The following is a 19,920-nucleotide window of genomic DNA, read 5'->3' on the forward strand; positions in this document are numbered from 1 at the left end:
AATAGAAGCCTCGTAATGAAAAACATAATACCAATTCTTGCATTGCTTTTTTGCATGAACATCACATCCGCACAAGACAGAACAATAAATCCAGGTGTACCATTTTTATTGGTCGCTGCTGATGCTAGAGCAGCTGGTATGGCTGATATGGGAGTAGCGACATCTGCTGATGCTTTCTCGCAACAATGGAATCCTGCAAAGTATGCATTTTCTAAAGATGCTCAGGGATTCTCGGTAAGTTATACACCTTATTTAACTGATTTGGTAAATGATATTTCCTTAGGTCAGTTAACGTATTATAACAAACTAAACGAAAAAAGTGCGTTTGCTGGAAGCATTCGTTATTTTGGTCTTGGCGAAATTGAATTACGTGAAACTGGAGATCCTAATGAGGCTGCTCGTGTAGTTTCGCCAAATGAATTTGCAGTGGACTTATCGTACTCCTTAAAATTGAGTGAGAAATTTTCGATGGCTGTAGGAGGACGATTTATCAATTCTAACCTAAAGGTAGCTTCGGATGCTAATGATGCAACCGCTGCAAGTACCTTTGCGGTAGATGTAGCAGGGTTTTTTCAATCAGAAGAAATTGCCTATTCTGATTTTAACGGACGATGGAGAGCTGGATTTAATTTTCAGAATTTAGGTCCAAAAATTAGTTATGATAACGATGATATTAATAATAATTTTATCCCCGCTAATCTAAAGTTAGGTACTGGATTTGATTTTATATTGGACGATTTTAATAAAGTAGCACTTAACGTGGAGTTCAATAAATTGCTAGTTCCTACTTTTCAAAAAAACGACTTGAATGGTGATGGACTGACTACACCTGAGGAAGCCAATCAAAATTTAGAAAATTATAGATCCATAGGATGGACTTCGGGAATTTTTAAATCATTTGGTGATGCGCCAGATGGAATCAGTGAAGAGTTAAAAGAAGTGACCTATGCCGTGGGTGCAGAGTATTTATATCAAGATTCATTTGCCATGCGAATGGGATATTTTCATGAAAGTCCACAAAAAGGTGCTCGACAATTTTTTTCATTAGGAGCAGGATTTAAGTACACTACAATCAAAGTAGATGTCTCTTATTTATTTTCGGCATCCAAGGTTAGGAACCCACTAGAAAACACATTACGATTCTCCTTGACATTTAATTTTGGAGATCAATACGATGAATATTAAAAATTAGATTAATTACTTATAGATAATCCAAATTGCACCTTTGTTAAAAGTGTAATTTGGATTTTTTTTCCCTTACAAATATGAAAGAGATAATAATTTCAACACAATTTACCGTTTTCGAAGCTGCGCAAGATATGCCAACGGATGTTCAAGATTTAATGCAACAGGCCGTAGAGGTTCGGAAAAATGCTTATGCACCCTATTCAAAATTTAGAGTTGGAGTAGCAATTTTATTAGATAATGGAGAGGTGATTGTAGGTTCGAATCAAGAAAATGCAGCTTATCCATCAGGATTGTGTGCTGAGCGTGTAGCTATTTTTTATGCTGGTGCAAAGTATCCCGATGCTAAAGTTTTAAAAATGGTAATAACAGCAGCTTCAGATACCAATCAAACTACTGCACCAATTCCGCCTTGTGGATCTTGCAGGCAATCAATTGCAGAATATGAAATCAAACAAGAAATGCCTATAGAAATTTATTTTATGGGTGAAATAGGTTTGGTTTACAAATCAGACTCCTTGAAAAATTTATTGCCATTTATGTTCGATAAAAAATTCCTTTAAAATTCCCAAAAACTAGCCATTATATTTTAGTTCTTACGCGGAATGTCTTATTTTTGCGTTTCGCAAATTTGTGGGAGGAAACTATTTTGCGTTATAGGTTCAAATTGATTCAACAATAACACTTAAGCAAAAGAAAAATTCAGATGAAAGAAGTTACAAAAGAAGTATATGTAAAATGGTATGAAGACATGCTATTTTGGAGAAAGTTTGAGGATAAACTAGCGGCATTATACATTCAACAAAAAGTTAGAGGTTTTTTACATTTATACAATGGTCAAGAAGCAGTATTAGCAGGAGCGCTTCACGCTATGGATTTGACTAAAGACAAAATGATTACCGCTTATAGAAATCACGTACAGCCAATAGGTATGGGTGTAGATCCTAAGCGTGTAATGGCAGAATTACTTGGCAAAGTGACGGGTACTTCAAAGGGAATGGGTGGATCTATGCACATTTTCTCAAAAGAACACCGTTTTTATGGAGGTCACGGTATTGTAGGAGGTCAAATTCCAGTAGGTGCTGGTTTAGCATTTGCAGATAAATATTTTAATACTGGCGGTGTTACGATGACCTATTTTGGGGATGGAGCAGCACGTCAAGGTTCTTTACACGAAGCTTTTAATATGGCTATGTTATGGAAATTACCTGTAGTTTTTATTGTTGAAAACAATGGATACGCTATGGGGACATCTGTAGAAAGAACAGCAAATCATACTGATATCTGGAAACTAGGTTTGGGATATGAAATGCCATGCGGACCTGTAGACGGAATGAATCCAGTAAAAGTTGCTGAAGCAATGACAGAAGCAATTGATAGAGCACGTCGCGGAGATGGACCAACGTTCTTAGAAATGAAAACATACCGTTATAGAGGTCACTCTATGTCGGATGCACAATTATACCGTTCTAAAGAAGAAGTTGAAGAATACAAAAAAATAGATCCAATTACACAAGTTTTAGATGTAATTAAAGATCAAAACTACGCTACAAGCGAAGAAATAGAAGCTATAGATCAAAGAGTTAAAGATTTGGTTGAAGAGTGTGCTACATTTGCCGAAGAGTCTGATTACCCACCAATTCAACAATTGTACGACGTAGTCTACGAACAAGAAAACTATCCTTTTATACCTCATAAACTATAAATCAATTATGGCAACAATTATTACAATGCCTCGTTTGAGCGATACGATGACGGAAGGAACGGTAGCGACTTGGCTAAAAAAAGTAGGTGATAAAGTAAGCGAAGGAGATATTCTTGCCGAAATTGAAACCGATAAAGCAACAATGGAATTTGAGTCTTTTAACGAAGGAACTCTTTTGCATATAGGTATACCTGCTGGTGAAACAGCAGCAGTAGATTCATTATTAGCCATCATAGGAAAAGAAGGCGAAGATATTTCAGCATTACTTGCAGGAAAAACAGCAGAGGCAACTCCAGTTGCAGACGAAGCAAAACCTGCTTCAGAAGCGGCGGCTGTTCCAGAAACTACTAAAGAGTCATCTGCAGTAGCGGCTTCTTTACCAAAAGGAGTAGTGGTAATAACAATGCCTCGTTTAAGTGATACAATGACCGAAGGAACTGTTGCAACCTGGTTGAAAAAAGTTGGAGATACAGTTGCCGAAGGTGATATTCTTGCTGAAATTGAAACAGATAAAGCAACAATGGAGTTTGAGTCTTTCAATGCGGGTACATTATTATACGTAGGTATTGAAGAAGGAAACACAGCTCCGGTTGACAGTCTTTTAGCAATTATTGGTCCCGCAGGAACCGATGTTGCTGGAATTGCTACAATTTATAAAGCAGGCGGAGCAACTACAGCTGCTCCTGTTGCAGATGTTAAAGAAGAAGTTGCAACAACAACGGCAGCGACTGAGCCAGTTGCTCAAGAAGCTGCAGCTGATGGACAACGCATTTTGGCTTCGCCATTAGCAAAGAAAATAGCAAGTGATAAGGGAATTCAGTTGAATCAAGTTAAAGGTTCTGGTGAAAATGGTAGAATCGTAAAAAGCGATATCGAAAACTTTACACCAGCTGTTGCTAAACCAACCGCTGATGCACCAGCTGCTAAAACTGAAACTGCTCAGGCACCTGCTGCACCTGCTGCACCAAAGGTATTTGTTCCTACAGGAGAAACACTTACAGAGGAAATTAAGAATTCTCAAATGCGCAAGATTATTGCAAAACGATTGGCTGAATCTTTATTTACTGCTCCGCATTACAACTTAGTAATCGAAGTAGCTATGGATGATGCAATGGCTTCAAGAGCAGTGATTAACACAGTGCCTGATACAAAAGTGTCTTTTAACGATATGGTAATTAAAGCTTGTGCAATGGCTTTGAAAAAGCATCCAAAAATAAATTCACAATGGAAAGAGGATGCTATTACAATCAATCACCATGTAAATATTGGAGTTGCTGTAGCAGTTGAGGATGGTCTGGTAGTTCCTGTATTGAAATTTACAGATGCTATGAGTTTGTCTCAAATTGGAGGTAGTGTAAGAGATCTTGCTGGCAGAGCAAAAAACAAAAAGCTATTACCCGCAGAAATGGAAGGAAGTACTTTTACAGTTTCTAATTTAGGAATGTTTGGTATTGTTGAATTCAATTCAATTATCAATCAGCCTAATTCTGCAATCCTATCTGTAGGAGCAATTGTAGAGAAACCGGTTGTTAAAAACGGACAAATTGTAGTAGGAAACACCATGATGTTATCTCTTGCGTGTGATCACCGTACCATCGATGGAGCAACTGGAGCACAGTTCTTGCAAACCTTAAAACAATACATTGAAAATCCAGTGACCATGCTTGCATAACTACGGATTCAATCTAATAACAAAACCCATCACTTTTTTTTAAGCTGATGGGTTTTGTGTTTTTGGGCATGTCCCAGCTTCCACTAGCGTTACAGCTGCGTCAGGCTATACGCTATATCTTTTATTACGCTGCCGCTTCATAAAAGTATGCCGCTCCTATCCTTCATGCGCACGAGATCTTAATAGAGAAAATTGTGTAGCAGTCTACGTGTTTTTGAAAACGAAAGACAAACAAAGTAGTTTTCATGTTGCGGTATCACTTGTTTAAAAAATGTTTTTATTAAAGGACTTTCAATAGATAAACTATTAATTTTGTACCGACCTAATATGCTACAAAATGATTCAAAAAGAATACATTGATCCCAGTGAAGGTTTTTCGCAAACAGTACTGGTAAAAACGGGTGATTTCAAAACTCTTTATATTTCAGGGCAAATTGGCATTGGGGATACACTAGAAGCCCAAGTAATTGCTACTTTTCAAAACCTTGAACAGCAATTGCGAAAATGCAATGCTACATTTAAGGATGTGGTTAAAATGAATACCTATATCGTAAATTTTAATCCAGAAACCGATTTACCGATTTTTAGAAAAATTAGAAATGAATTTTTAGGAAATGAGAATTATCCAGCAAGTACTCTTGTTGGCGTCTCTGTATTGGGTAATAGAGATTGGCTCATTGAAATTGAAGCGATCGCTGTTATTGAATAAATACAGCTTGAAATAAATCAGTTTAGAAGTAAATTTCGTTCTAGTTTTTATTTTTCTCAGTAATCCATTTTGACATGTACATGGTACTTTTTAAGGTGTGATGCTGTAGCAATGCCCCCATAAAATTGTTCAAACGGTGTTGTACTAGATTTTTCTGTATGCTTTGCATCTGCTCGTTGAATTCAGTTTCAAATAATGTTCTTGCATAGCGTTGCTTAATTATTTCAAATCCATTTTCTTGACAAGTTAGCCACGTTTTTTCATTTTGATATAGCGATACTGCTTGGTTGGCAAAAAGTTCGGGATTGTCCTGGATAAAACCATTCCATGGCAAATCACCATGCATTGATTCGGCGCCAATTGTAGTAGTTACGCTAGGTGTACCGCATTGCATGGCTTCGAGCAATTTTCCTTTTATTCCTGCGCCAAAACGCAAGGGTGCTAGAACAACTCGGGCTTGTTTTACTACTTCTTGCGCATCCTCTGCGCGACCTAAAATTAAGAATCCTTCTTTTGTGTTGTTCAGTTGCAGCACTTTTTGGGAAGGATAGGCACCGTAAATTTTGCAAACGGCTTCAGGTACTTGTTTTTTAATCAAGGGCCAAATGGTTTGTTTTAAATACTGAACCGCATTCCAATTGGGTTCGTGTAGAAAATTACCAATAAAAGTAAAGTCGCTTCTGTTCTCAAAGGATGGTGTTGTGGCTGTATTTAAAATTACCTCAGGTTCAAGTAAAAGAGGTAAGTAGAGTAGTAGCGATTGATCAATTTTGAATGTGGTGGTTAGAATTTCAATTTCATATTGAGAAATCATTAAGGAGATATCGCAGCGCAAAATACTAGCAATTTCTCGTTTTGCAACTTCTTCAACAACTAAGTCTTGGGTTGTGTATACTCGGTTTTCTTTGAAAGCTTTTTGTCTGGCAAGACGTAAACAATGTAAATCCTCGGTATCTAATATTCGGATTGCAGTAGGGCAATTTTCGGTAACACGCCAGCCAAATTGTTCTTCAATCATAAAGCGATCAAAGAGCACTACAGCCGGATTTAGCTCTTTGATAAACGCATCAAAAGTAGACGAGTTGAGAAGGACTGTTTTCTTTTCAACGTTTAGGGACGCAAGATCCGTACTAAAAGCGCTGTCTTGTGCTGGAGAGGCAAAGGTGATTTTAAATCCTTGTTTTTGATACAGCGAAATTAATTGTAGCATTCTACCACCTGCAGCTGAGGAGTTGGGTTCAGGCCAAACAAAACCAATAATTAAGAGTGATTGCACTTTTTTGAGAGATGAAAATTACGGTTGCAAAATACTAATTTAATGTGGTATTGTAGCTTTAGGGACTTGTAAATTCTGATGAAAATAAAGGCTTTCATTTCAGGTTAGATGCCGCGTGAGGGATAGTAGCGTATAGCCCGCAATGGCGTTGTCGCGTAGCAAAAACGCAATGAGGACTTGAAGCGGATAGCCCGACAGCAAAAAAATGGCTTAGTGGAATGTTGCTAGGCCATTTTTTTTGGTGGCACGCCCTAATTATTTTTTATATTAAGGGTTCAATTTGATCTTGATGGATGTGTCTATGCAATAAATCACTAATTTTGTAGTACATTAAATGATATTGAAATGTTAGGATTAAAATTAGTTACGGACCCAAGATGGGTGAATATAGTAGAGTCAAATATTGAGGAAATATTGACTGACCACGCTTGGTGTGAACAAAAAGCAGCATCGAACGCAATAAGTTTGATTACTCAAAATTCAGAAAAAGAAGAACTGGTAACTGAATTGATGATTATTGCTAGGGAAGAATTAGAGCATTTGCAAATGGTGCACGACTTGATTAAAAAGAAAGGGCTCTCGTTAGGGCGCGAGCGCAAGGATCATTATGTGAATGAATTGTTTAAATTCATGAAAAAAGATGGAAGTAGAAATGATGCCTTGTGTGAACGTTTGTTGTTTTCGGCTATGATTGAAGCAAGAAGTTGTGAGCGTTTCAAAGTGCTTTCGGAAAATATTGCCGATCCGGAATTAGCTAAATTTTATAGAGATTTAATGATTAGTGAAGCGGGACATTACACGACTTTTTTAGGATTTGCCAAAAAATATGCGGATCATGTAGATGTGGATAAACGCTGGAAGGAATGGATTGCCTTTGAAACTTCGATAATTGTGAACTATGGAACAAGTGAAACCATTCATGGCTAAACCGAAAGTTAGTGTTAAGTTTAGTGCAAAAAAAAAACTTCTCCATTTTTTGAGAAGTTTTGTGGGCCGAATTAATTTCTACATGAATCATTTTGTGCAAGATTAAAAGAAATAATCGTTTGCAGGGTACACACCTTTGCATAATTAGGTTAATTTTTACAACTGATTCCTTCTCAACAGGTTTATTTTCAAATCAATATATTGCAATTGAAGATTATTTTTTAATACTTCAAAATCAGCAGCAAGTGATTGATTTTTCACTGAGGAATATACAATAGCTTCCACTTTACCGCTTGTAAATTTAGATTGTGTAGTAGCAAAAGAAGCTCTAGCAAACTTTTGCTTCTCGATCAATTTATATTGAAGTTGTGAATAATTTCTCTTGTTTTGTTCTTCTAAGACGACTTGTTTTTCTACTTGTTGTTTTTCCTTTTCTATTAGCAGTTTTGCCTTTTCCCCCACTATTTTTGATGCACTGATTTTTTTGTTATTCCTAAAGCCATTGAAAACAGGGATACTCAATTGCATTCCAACTTGTTGGTTTTTATTATCTTCTAATTGATGGAAAAAAGAATCTGCGTTGGTATTTACTTGTTTCAGATTTTTATAATAAAAAGTAGAATATCCATAATAAGCCGACAATACTGGATAATTACTGGCTCTTTCCAATCGAATTGACTTCAAACTATTTTGATAATTGAGTTCGGCAAGTTTAATTTTAGGGTTAAAAAGCGCATAGTCAGAATTTTTTGTTGCTCCCTTAAAATAAGGTTCTAATACAACTTCATCAGTTTTCACATCCATACTATTCATCAACTGAAACAATTCTGTCTTTTTTATAGCATACAATTGTTCTGTTTCCTGATTTCGGATTTCTTCTGTCGAAAAGCTCAATTGCATGTCATACAAATCACTTTGGGGTTTACTCCCAATAGCAACTTCTTTAGTTATCCTGTCCAAGTTGAATGAAGCCTGCTTGAGTTGTTCTTTTTGGATTTTTAATAACTCCTGTATGTATAGCACTTGATAATAACTTTCTAAAATTTGAAGTTTGTATTCATTTTCTATGACTTCTACATCCGCTTTGGCGAGTGCAATATTTAATTTGTCTTTTTGTGCATTTGCAAAAGCACTGAAATCAATTAAATTTGTTCTGGCATTGAGATAAAAGTTATTGTTCTGAATGTTAGAGCTCACCCTTCCGTTAGTAGACGGATCAATGGTAGAACCAAAATTATAGCCTTGTTCACCGTATAAATTGATACTGGGTAACATTCGATTCAAAACTGAGTTTTGGGCCTTTTCTGTTTTTTTTATTTCAAGTTGTCTGATTTTTATTTCGATATTATTTTGCAAAGCTGTTTCCATGCATTTAGTAAGTGTCCAAGAATTTTCCTGAGCACTTACCAAAGCAAAAATTAAAAAAAAGACTACCGTAAAAATTGCATTCTTATTCATATTTTAAATATTTTAAAACATCCGTTTTAGTTGCTTGAAAGGCTTTTGAAAGCACTATCAAAAGTGTTAGAAGTAGCAAAACAATAAACCCAAATACGAATGGAAATACTGTCATGTGAATCCTAAAAGCAAAATTTTCGAGCCATTTGTTCAATAAATAATACACAGGAAACAAAGCGATTAAATATCCGATTGTGCAATACAAAATATACTGTTTGGATAATTCTATCAACAAAGAATTGGTTGCTGCACCCAAAGTTTTTCTAATAGCAATTTCTTTCATGCGCCTTTGTATTGAATACGAGGCCAAGGCAAATAATCCAAAAAGCGCAATACCAATTACAACAATATTTAACAATGAAAAAAGATTCTTTTGCTTCACATAATTTTCATAGGTTCTAGCGTATTGTTTGTCTACAAAATCGTATTTAAACGGATTTTCAGTATCTACTTTGCTCCATAGTTTTTCAATATCGGCAATCGTATTTTCAATGTTATCTGCTTTTAGTTTTATATATACTTTATCTATGTATTGAGTACTACCAGTTGTTTTAAGATGGTAAAAAACGATGGGAGGCACTTTTTCTTCGGGACTCAAAATATTAAAATCCTTAACAACTCCTATAATTCTTAAAATTTGATTATTGATTCTGACACTCTCACCAATTGGTTTTTTTATCTTCATTAATTGCACAGCAGTTTCGTTAAGTACAACTGAATTAATTGTGTCTGACGCAATTTTTAAATCAAAATTTCTTCCGTTTGTTACCTTAACATTTAGCATTTCAAAAATCCCAAAATCTACAGGAATACCTCGCTCCTTGAAAAGTTCGTCATTATATAAAACAGGAACTATAGCATTATTTGAGCCGTCAAATGAAATAAGACCAGTAGATATTGCATTGACTCCATTTATTTTTGATAATTCTTGCTTGATTGTACTGTATTTGTTATAAATGTGTTGCCCTGGATTTTGTACTTCATAGTCAGAGTTAGAAAAATTCAATGGCACAGTAATCACTTGGTCACCTTTAAAACCTAAATCTTTATGAGTTAAGTAGTTGATTTGTTGATAGACAATGTAAGAGCCTACAATAAAAAAAGTGGCAATTGCATATTGAAAAATTAGCATTCCATTGCGCAGCCAAATTCCGCTTTTACTTCTGCCAAAATTTCCTTTTAATACCTTTAAAGTTTCAAAATTAGCGACATAAACCGCTGGGAATATTCCTGCTAACAAAACGGAAACAATAAAAATGAGTAGCAATTGAAGATAAAATTGACTCCCAATAATATGTAAATTCTTGTTTAAAAAATCATTGTAGTAGGGCAATGACAACTCCACAATCATTAAAGCCAATAAAATAGAAAACAAACATAATAGGATACTTTCAAAAATAAATTGAATTACAATGGTACTTTTTGAAGCACCTACAACTTTACGGATACCCACTTCTTTGGCACGCTGTATAGCATTGGCAGTAGCCAAATTGATATAATTCACAAGAGATAAAATGAGAATTAAAACGGACAATCCAGCCATAATTACTAAAAATTGATAATTCCCTCTGCCTTCAGGATAACCATCTGTAATAGAATGTAATCTTGCTTTTGAAAGTGGCTCCATAACAACATTAAAGTATCCTATTTTCTTAGCCATTTCTTCTTGAGTAAATCCTTCAAGTTTAGCTATTCTTCCAACAAAGCTTGTATTGTACTCTTTTTCAAGACTCTTTCTCGTAAGTTCAATTTTTGATGGATCTTTGACTTTTACTACTAATTTTAATACAAAAGGAGCTGTTACATTTGTTGTTGTCAATTCCTTCATTCTGTTTACTATAACATTAGGAGCAATTGATGAGTTTCCCGGAATTTGATATACCGCACGAACTACAAACATGTGATTTAAACATTTTATTTGTTTCCCAATTGGATTTTCGTTCCCAAAAATGCGTTTAGCGATAAGGTCTGAAATAGCGACACTAGAATCATCTTTCAATCCTGAGATAGCATCTCCGCTAATTATTTTGAAAGGGAAAAACGAAAAGAAATTGTTTTCAACATTAATGATTTTAGTTTCAACTATTTTCTTTCCATTGTAGATGATTTTATCCTTTTGATACCAACTGTCAGCATACAATATACCTTCAACATTTGGGTCTTTGGCTAATACAGGTTTTAAAAACAAAGAACATTCAGACCAAATAGGCATATCACTCAATTGTATCAAAACTTGATATACGTTGTCCTTTTCAGGATTCCACTCATCATAACTTTGTTCGTCGTTCCAATATAGTAGAGCGAAAATTAATCCTGCAATTCCTATGGCTAGTCCGAAAACATTGAGAAATGAAAACAGTTTGTTTTGCTTTAAATGATAGAGGAATATTTTTATATAGTTTAATAACATGATTTGGGTTTTGGTTAGTTATAAAAAGGGTTTAAATCTTTTTAATTATTCATATTTTAAATATTTTAAAACGTCAACTCTTGTGGCCTGATATGCTTTTGAAAGCACTACCAATAATGTTAGTGACAATAAGGCAATGAAGCCAATTAGAAATGGATAAATGGATATATCAATTCGGTAAACAAAGTTTTCTAACCATTTGTTGAGTAAATAATAAACTGGGAATACCGCAGTCAAAAACCCAATAACACAATAAATGATGTATTGTTTGGATAATTCTTTTAGTAAAACATTAGTCTCGGCGCCGAGTGTTTTTCTAATAGCAATTTCTTTCATGCGTCTTTCAATAGAGAAAGATGCCAGTGCGAAAAGCCCGAAAAGCGCAATTAGAATTACTATGAGGTTTAATAATGAAAACAGATTTCTCTGCTTCACGTAATTTTCATAAGTTCTAGCGTATTGTCTATCAACAAAATCATAACTAAAAGGATTTTCTGAATCAACTTTTTTGATCCATAGCTTTTCAATATCAGCAATAGTCTGTTGTGGGTTGTCAGAATTTATTTTAACGTGAATTTTACTTACATTTTGAAGCATCCAATCCACTGTTTTGAAGTGAAAAAACACCATTGGAGGAATTTTTTCCTGTGGCCCGAACAGATTAAAATCTTTGACAACTCCAACAATTTTTAGTTTGCGATCGTTCCAATCTATTTCTTTCCCAATTGGATTTTTTTCGTTCATCATTTTCAATGCCGTTTCATTAACTAACATTGTATTTATAGTATCCGAAGCAAATTTTTCGGAGAGAAACCTACCTTCTTTAATTTTGATTTGCATCATTTCCAACATTCCAAAATCGATACCCATATTTCTGCTTTGGATGTTCTCACTATTATGGTAGGAGAATCCGGTAGTTGAGCCATTTCCAGAACCAAAACTAAAAGCTCCAGTAGCTATTTGTTCTACACCTTTAATTTTAGAAATTTCCTGTTTTATCAAGTTGTACCTGTTATATATTTTGCTCTTATAGCCTTCTTCATTCCAATCGTAATTATTTTTATAATCTATAGAAAGTATTTGTTCTCCTTTAAAACCTAAATCTTTAGTACTGATATATTTTATTTGTTCGTTAACAATATAAGATCCAATAATAAAGAACGTGGCTATTGAAAATTGAATTATGAGCATTCCGTTGCGTAACAAAACTCCCCTTTTACTTCGTCCAAAATTACCTTTCAGTACTTTTAAAGTTTCAAAATTAGATACATAAACTGCAGGAAATATGCCGGCAACTAAAATTGTTACCACAAAAACAAGTAATAAATACAGGCAAAACTGATTTCCGGAAATGATTAGATTTTTATCTAAAAAATCATTGTAGTATGGCAAGGATAATTCTACTATAACCAAAGAAAGAAGAATTGAAAATGTCGTAATTAAAAATGTCTCAAGAAGAAATTGCTTGACTACATTTGATTTTGAAGCCCCAATAATCTTTCTTACTCCAACTTCTTTGGCTCTTTTTATTGCATTTGCAGTCGTTAAGTTGATATAATTTACAATAGACAATATTAAAATTAAAATAGAAAGCGAAACCATTATCATCAAAAACTGATAATTCCCTCTACCTTCTGCAAACCCCTCAGTTATAGAATGAAGTCTGGCATCTTTTAACGGCTCCAAAATACTTTTATAACTGACTCCTCCATTTTTTTTTAAATATTCTTCCACACTTAATCCTTCAGCTTTTGCCCATTTTACCTCTCGATTTTGATGCATCAACTGTTCTATTCTTGCAATTACTTTCTCTTTATCATTGGCATCTTTTAATTTAATGAGTAAACCAAAACTAAAATTTCCCCAATTATCCTTTTCTGCGGTGAGTCTATTATCAATTAGATTTGTAACGGCTTCAGGCTGCATTGATGATTTTCCCGGAATGGTATAAACACCTCTAACGATAAGTTTTCTTCCTGAATAAGTAACTATTTCTCCCAATACGTCTTCGCGACCAAATAATTTCATTGCCGTTTCAAGAGAGACTGCAATACTTGAGTTATCTTTTAATGCCGTTTTACCATTTCCCTTTATGAATTTGAATGGAAACATTTCAAAAAAAGTCTTTTGTGCGTCAGTAATTTTAAAGATCCCTTTTTTCTTTTTGTATTGAATAATTTCCTCAAAATACCAATTCTCAAAATAACAATGGGATTCAATTTCTTTGAAATCTTTTTTAAAATATTCTTCTAAAGGAGAAATGTTACTAGCCCAATAATCAGTTCGACTTACTTTACTTATGGATTGAAAAACTTTATCTTTATCAGGATTCCAAGAGTTGTAACTTTGTTCGTCATTCCAATATAAAATAGCGAAAATCAAGCCTGCAATACCAATGCTCAAACCCAAAACGTTGAGAAATGAAAACAGTTTGTTTTGCTTTAAATGATAAAGGAATATTTTGATATAGTTTAATAACATGATTACTCGTATTTTAAGTATTGTAAAACGTCAACTCTTGTGGCCTGATAAGCTTTTGAAAGCACTACCAATAATGTTAGTGACAATAAGGCAATAAAGCCAATTAGAAAAGGATAGATTGAAATATCAATTCGATAAGCGAAATTCTCTAACCATTTATTAAGTAAATAATATGCTGGAAAGACTGCGATCAAAAATCCTATAACACAATAAATAATGTATTGTTGGGATAATTCCTTTAGTAAAACATTAGTTTCGGCGCCGAGTGTTTTTCTTACTGCAATTTCTTTCATGCGTCTTTCGATAGAAAACGAGGCTAGACAGAATAAACCAAAAAGTGCAATAAGGATCACTACAATATTGAGTATTGTGAACAGGTTTTTTTGCTTCACATAACTGCTATACGATCTTTTGTAATCTTTATCTACAAAATCATATGCAAATGGATAATTAGGATCTACTTTTTTTAGCCAAAATTTTTCCAGATCAGCTACTGTTTGATCCATAGTTTTTGTATCGGCATCAATGTAAATATTGTTTAAAGCAAATGTCAACCACGAATTTGTTTTAAAATGGAATATTGACATCGGAGGAATAGCTTCGGCTGGATTACCTATGTTGAAATCTTTTACAACCCCAACGATAATTAACTCTTTACCATTCCAATTTACCTTTTTCCCAATTGGGTTTTTATCTTTTAGTAGTCCCGCGGCAGTTTCATTTATTAACATCGAATTAATAGTATCCTGGGCAAATTTTGGACTCAAGAATCTTCCTTTCACAAGTTTTATTTGCATCATTTCTAACATCCCAAAATCAATTGGAATATTGTCTCCATCCACACTTATATCTTTATATTGAAGCGTTATTGTTGATTTAGCAGACCCTCCAAAAGCAAAGCCACCCGCTGCCACTTGTTTTACACCTGGTATCCGCAATAATTCATTTTTGATAGTTAAGTAGCGATCAAATCTAAATTTATCTGTTATCTCTTCTCCATATACATTGCGATAAGAAATACTTAAAATTTGATTGGCCTTGAAGCCTAAATCCTTTTTATTGATATGGTCAATTTGCTGATAAACAATATAGGATCCGATGATAAAAAAAGTCGCAATTGAAAATTGAAAAATCAACATTCCGTTGCGTAACCATACGCCACTTTTACTTCTTCCAAAATTGCCTTTCAATACCTTTAATGTTTCAAAATTAGAAACATATATTGCTGGAAAAACTCCTGCCAGACAAACCGTAATAATAAATATTATGGTAAGTTGTAAATAAAATTGACTGCCTTGTACAACGATGGTTTTACTTAAAAAATCATTGTAGTAAGGTAATGACAGTTCCACAATTACAAGAGCAATTAAAATTGAAAACAACGATAGTATTGCTGTTTCAAAAACAAATTGCTGTATTATATTAATTTTTGAAGAACCTATAACTTTTCTTACCCCAACTTCTTTGGCACGTTTAATAGCATTTGCTGTTGCAGAATTGATGTAATTTACAATTGAAAGTAGCAGAATTAAAACAGATAATCCAACCATAATCATTAAAAACTGAAAATTACCATTTTCCTCAATTAGACCACTCGTTTTAGTGTGTAACCTAATAGTAGACAAAGGTTCTAAAGAGGGTTTCGTGGCTCCATATTTTTTAATAAACTGCTCAGGAGAAATTCCATTTTCTTTAGCATAACGAACTGTCATGTTATCGTAATAAAGTTTTTGCAAATCATTTTCGACTAATGAAACTTTACTAGGATTTTTAACTTTAAGAAATAATACAAACTGAAAGTTTCCCCATTGATCAATAGTTTTTCTAATTCTTAAATCAATGAAATTAACGACAGCGGAGGGATTATACGAAGATTTTTTATCCATTTTATAAACGCCTCTTACAGTGAGTTTTTTATTCTGAAAAAGAACTTCTTTTCCCAAAGCGGTTTCTTTTCCAAAAAGCTGCAAAGCTAAATCTTCTGATAAACTGATACTATTTTCATCTGGTAACGCTGATTTTTGGTTTCCTTCTACAAATTCAAAAGGGAAAAATTCAAAAAAATTCTTTTGAGCTAATACGATTTTGCTCGATTGCACTTTTTTGTTTTCAAACTGAATTAGATCGCTTTCATAATTTCCACTTAAATAACAATACGATGCTACTTCTGAGCATTTCTCTTTTATCGCAGCCCCTATTGGAGCTGAACTCGATGCCCAAAATGTATTTTCGCTCATTTGATTAGCGACCAAAAACACATTTTCTTTTTCAGGATTCCAAGCATCATAACTTTGTTCGTCATTCCAATATAAAATGGCGAAAATCACTCCCGCAATACCAATGCTCAAACCCAAAACGTTGAGAAAAGAAAACAGTTTGTTTTGCCTTAAGTGGTAAATAAATATTTTAATCCAGTTGAGAATCATAACTTTTTTGATTGATTTAATTTTGATTTGATTGATGAAAAATTCAAGATATTTACAAAAGTATTTTACAAAGCAGCTCAAAAATGATTGTGGCGATTGATATGAGGATGGTTATCATTTTTATACTTTAAAAACATCAACATTTCTTTGATTTGTTTTTTCAGAAATGACAACTCCATCTTTCATCAAAATGGTTTTTTGGGAAAAAGAAGCATCATAATCAGAGTGGGTCACCATCAGGATTGTGGTGCCATTGGCATGTAAATCAGTTAAAAGTTCCATTACTTCATTTCCGTTTTTACTGTCTAGATTTCCTGTAGGCTCATCGGCAAGAATAATTTTTGGATCGTTAATCAAGGCTCTTGCTACCGCTACACGCTGTTGCTGTCCTCCAGAAAGCTGTTGCGGAAAATGTTTCAATCGGTGGGAAATTCCTAATTTATCAGCGATTGCTTCTACTTTTTTCTTTCTGTCAGAGGATGGAACTTTATTGTAAATCAGCGGCAATTCGATATTGTCATAAACTGATAATTCGTCTATCAGGTTGAAATTCTGAAAAATAAAGCCAATATTTTCTTTTCTGGCTTTCGATTTTTCTTTCTCTTTCAGCCCAATCATTTCCTGGTTCAGTAATTGATAACTTCCGCTTGAAGCGCTGTCTAGCAACCCAACAATATTCAATAAAGTGGATTTCCCGCTTCCCGATGGTCCCATAATCGAAACAAAATCACCTTGATTAATGGTTAATGAAATTTCGCTTAATGCCATGGTCTCCACTTCTTCGGTTCTAAATACTCTTGAAAGATTTTTAATTGTGATCATACTATTCGTTTTTTGATTGATGTTTATTTTATTTCTCTTTATTCTTTAGTCTTACTTCTATGCTCTTTCCTCTATACTCTTTTTCTTATTCCAAATTCAAAACTTCGACTTCTTTATAGTCTTTATACGATGAGGTAATTACTTTTTCACCTGCTTTCAATCCGCCGAGTATTTCATAATATAATGGATTTTCTCTTCCCAGTTTGATTGTTCTTCTCTCTGCTTTGTTGCCATTGACTACAAAAATCCATTTCCCGCTCGTTTCTTCGTTAAAGCTTCCTTTAGAAAGGACTACCGTCTTGGTTTTTTCTGACAGGTTTAATTTTACGCCAAAACTCAATCCTTGTTTTAAATCTAATTTTTCAGTTGAAACAAAATCCAATTCTAATTGAAACCTTCCGTTTTTAATTTCCGGAATCACTTTGGTTATTTGCACTTCGATGGATTTGTTTTCAAAATCTACTGCTCCTTTTTGTTGCGCTGCAATTTTATCCAAATAAAATTCATCGATGTCGGCTATCAATTTATAGCCTTTCCTATCATCAATAGAACCAATACTTGTATTTTGCGCATAGGTTTTCCCAAGAATAGGTTCAAAGGAAGAAAGTCTTCCAGAAATTGGCGCTGTAATAAGGAAATTTTTTTTATTCATTCTCAAAATATCCAAACTTTTATTCATGAAACCAATGGATTGATTCAATTGTCCAATCTGGACTTGATTTGCTAATTTTTCTTTTTTGACACTTTTTTTGATCATGTTCATACGTTCTTTTTGAAATCGATAATTCTCTTGGGTTTTTTCCCATTCATTTTTAGAAAGTATTTCCTGTTCAAAAAGTTTTTGGTTCAATTCAAATGAGTTTTTGGAATCTAGATAATCGTGTTCAATGGCAATCAAGTCTTTTTCTAAATTCAATTCCTGATTTCTCAAATCGAGTTTGGCTTTATCTAAATTATTAATTTGTTCGATAATGGCCGTTTCTTGTTGCATGTACGACAGTTCTGCATTGGGATTGTACAATCGTGCCAACGGTTGTCCTTTTATAACCATGTCACCGTTTTCGACAAATATTTCCTGAATGGCTCCGCCTTCAATGATATTCACTAACATGGAATTTAAAGGAACTACTTTTGCCTGAAATGACATAAAATCTTCGAAAAAATTATTTTCAACGGTCTTAATCGTAATTTCAACTTTTTTTACGTTCAAACTTCTTTTTTTGGTAGCTGATGTAAAAACAAAATACCCAAAGAGTAAGATAATTGGCAAAACGATTAAAAGATACTTATTTTTGTTAGTTTTACGTACGATTTTGGTGTCCATTGCTTATTGTTTGTATAGTCTATTAGGATAATCGTACCAGAAAATTAAAAACTATAATAATCTTATTATCAGGTTTTTAATTTCAATAAAATTTACATGGTGTCCATAATTGAACACTATTTGTCCGAAACCGAACAATGATTCCATTTTCTGAATAAAAAAATACAGCTATTGCATTAGAATGAAAAAGACCAGCGCCTCCATATTAGTCATAGACGACCAAGAAGATATTCTTTTTGCTTCAAAAATGCTACTTAAAAAGCATTTTGAAAATATTTATACCCTTAATAACCCTAAAAATGTTGTGGAACTATTATCACAAAACAACATTGATGTGGTTTTGCTCGATATGAATTACAGAATAGGATTTGAAGACGGCAGAGAAGGTTTGTATTTATTAAAAGAAATAAAAACGCTTTCGCCAAAAACGGTCGTTATTTTGATGACCGCATTTGGTAAAGTAGAAACTGCTGTAGAAGGTTTAAAAGCAGGTGCTTTTGATTATATTTTGAAACCTTGGGAAAATGAAAAATTACTTAGCGTTGTAAAACAGGCAGTTGACAAAAGCCGGAAAGAGCAAAAGAAATCTAATAATATCGAGATTGTAGACGAATTTTTTGTTGGTAATTCAGAGGTTATAAAAAAAGCTTATTCTCTGGCCGATAAAGTGGCCAAAACCGATGCCAATGTTTTAATACTTGGCGAGAACGGAACCGGTAAATTTGTATTGTCACATCATATCCATCTGCAATCAGAGCGAAAAAATAGTCCTTTTATTCACGTTGATTTGGGTTCTTTAAATTCTAATATTTTCGAAAGCGAATTATTTGGTTATGCTAAAGGAGCTTTTACAGATGCGAAGGTTGATACGCCAGGACGTTTTGAAATGGCTCAAAACGGCACTATTTTTTTGGATGAAATAGGAAACGTCCCATTGCATTTACAATCTAAACTCTTGCAGATAATTCAAACCAAAATGGTAACCCGTTTAGGAGAATCAAAAGCAAGGCCGCTGAATGTTCGCATTATTACAGCCACCAACCTGAATTTAAAACAGGAAGTTACAGATAAGAATTTCCGTGAAGATTTGTATTATCGTATCAATACTATGGAAATTGTGTTGCCTCCTTTGCGCGAGCGAATCGAAGATAAAATTCCTTTGGCGCAGTATCTTTTGCAAAAAATGATTACAAAATACGGACGAGACACAATTACTTTTGACGAAAAAGCATTGGAACAAATAGCAAATCACGCTTGGAATGGAAATATTCGTGAAATGGAAAACCGAATAGAACGTGCTGTGATTCTTTGTGAGAACAATTATATTACCGTTTCGGATTTAGATTTGGAACAAATCACAACCTATGAGGATAATCAAGATGACATTCAACTTTCGGCATTAGAAAAAACGGCTATTGAAAAAATCCTATTGAAAAACAACAACAATATTAGTAAAACTGCCGAGGAACTAGGATTATCTAGAGGTGCATTATACCGACGTTTAGAAAAATATAACATTAACTAA

The 19,920-nt window shown here is 33.9% G+C and carries 14 protein-coding genes; 7 read left to right on the top strand and 7 right to left on the bottom strand.

The annotated features are described in order from the left end of the window. Positions 1–15 precede the first annotated feature (15 nt). The 5 genes from porV (at position 16) to LQ189_RS01570 (ending at position 5,271) form a co-directional block, all read left to right on the top strand. Positions 16–1,185: a type IX secretion system outer membrane channel protein PorV gene (porV, locus tag LQ189_RS01550; RefSeq protein WP_182648538.1), complete on the top strand. Its 1,170-nt coding sequence runs from the start codon at positions 16–18 to the stop codon at positions 1,183–1,185. Between the two features lie 80 nt (positions 1,186–1,265). Beyond that, positions 1,266–1,748, top strand: a complete 483-nt coding sequence (gene cdd / locus LQ189_RS01555; RefSeq protein ID WP_230153986.1) for a cytidine deaminase — start codon at positions 1,266–1,268, stop codon at positions 1,746–1,748. Between the two features lie 143 nt (positions 1,749–1,891). Continuing rightward, on the top strand, positions 1,892–2,890 hold the full coding sequence (gene pdhA / locus LQ189_RS01560) for a pyruvate dehydrogenase (acetyl-transferring) E1 component subunit alpha (RefSeq protein WP_230153987.1): 999 nt from the start codon (positions 1,892–1,894) through the stop codon (positions 2,888–2,890). Between the two features lie 7 nt (positions 2,891–2,897). After that, on the top strand, positions 2,898–4,562 hold the full coding sequence (locus LQ189_RS01565; RefSeq protein WP_230153988.1) for a pyruvate dehydrogenase complex dihydrolipoamide acetyltransferase: 1,665 nt from the start codon (positions 2,898–2,900) through the stop codon (positions 4,560–4,562). Positions 4,563–4,899: 337 nt separating this feature from the next. Further along, positions 4,900–5,271 carry a RidA family protein gene (locus LQ189_RS01570; RefSeq protein WP_230153989.1) on the top strand — a complete coding sequence of 124 codons (372 nt, stop codon included), beginning with the start codon at positions 4,900–4,902 and terminating at the stop codon, positions 5,269–5,271. Between the two features lie 40 nt (positions 5,272–5,311). On the opposite strand, the gene LQ189_RS01575 is transcribed toward LQ189_RS01570, so the two are convergent. Beyond that, positions 5,312–6,547 carry a glycosyltransferase family 4 protein gene (locus LQ189_RS01575; protein WP_230153990.1) on the bottom strand — a complete coding sequence of 412 codons (1,236 nt, stop codon included), beginning with the start codon at positions 6,545–6,547 and terminating at the stop codon, positions 5,312–5,314. A gap of 345 nt (positions 6,548–6,892) precedes the next feature. Here LQ189_RS01575 and LQ189_RS01580 point away from each other — a divergent pair, with 345 nt between their 5' ends. Further along, on the top strand, positions 6,893–7,474 hold the full coding sequence (locus LQ189_RS01580; RefSeq protein ID WP_230153991.1) for a tRNA-(ms[2]io[6]A)-hydroxylase: 582 nt from the start codon (positions 6,893–6,895) through the stop codon (positions 7,472–7,474). 156 nt (positions 7,475–7,630) lie between these two features. On the opposite strand, the gene LQ189_RS01585 is transcribed toward LQ189_RS01580, so the two are convergent. The 6 genes from LQ189_RS01585 to LQ189_RS01610 all read right to left on the bottom strand — a co-directional run bounded on the left by LQ189_RS01585 (position 7,631) and on the right by LQ189_RS01610 (position 18,395). Continuing rightward, positions 7,631–8,932 (bottom strand): TolC family protein, encoded by a 1,302-nt coding sequence (locus tag LQ189_RS01585; protein WP_230153992.1) that lies wholly within the window; start codon positions 8,930–8,932, stop codon positions 7,631–7,633. Then, positions 8,925–11,342 (bottom strand): ABC transporter permease, encoded by a 2,418-nt coding sequence (locus tag LQ189_RS01590; protein ID WP_230153993.1) that lies wholly within the window; start codon positions 11,340–11,342, stop codon positions 8,925–8,927. Before LQ189_RS01590 ends, LQ189_RS01585 begins: the two co-directional genes overlap by 8 nt. A 45-nt stretch (positions 11,343–11,387) precedes the next feature. Next, positions 11,388–13,823, bottom strand: a complete 2,436-nt coding sequence (locus LQ189_RS01595; protein WP_230153994.1) for an ABC transporter permease — start codon at positions 13,821–13,823, stop codon at positions 11,388–11,390. Positions 13,824–13,825: 2 nt separating this feature from the next. After that, complete coding sequence (locus LQ189_RS01600; protein WP_230153995.1) at positions 13,826–16,249, bottom strand: ABC transporter permease; 2,424 nt, start codon at positions 16,247–16,249, stop codon at positions 13,826–13,828. A gap of 120 nt (positions 16,250–16,369) precedes the next feature. Further along, entirely contained in the window at positions 16,370–17,071 is a 702-nt protein-coding gene (locus LQ189_RS01605; RefSeq protein WP_230153996.1) for an ABC transporter ATP-binding protein, read from the bottom strand. Between the two features lie 85 nt (positions 17,072–17,156). Next, the gene (locus LQ189_RS01610; protein WP_230153997.1) at positions 17,157–18,395 is read right to left on the bottom strand and encodes an efflux RND transporter periplasmic adaptor subunit; all 1,239 of its coding nucleotides are present in this window, start codon (positions 18,393–18,395) and stop codon (positions 17,157–17,159) included. A gap of 181 nt (positions 18,396–18,576) precedes the next feature. Here LQ189_RS01610 and LQ189_RS01615 point away from each other — a divergent pair, with 181 nt between their 5' ends. Further along, positions 18,577–19,920 (top strand): sigma-54 dependent transcriptional regulator, encoded by a 1,344-nt coding sequence (locus tag LQ189_RS01615; protein WP_230153998.1) that lies wholly within the window; start codon positions 18,577–18,579, stop codon positions 19,918–19,920.

This window comes from Flavobacterium sp. CECT 9288 (assembly GCF_918731615.1).
GTDB lineage: Bacteria > Bacteroidota > Bacteroidia > Flavobacteriales > Flavobacteriaceae > Flavobacterium.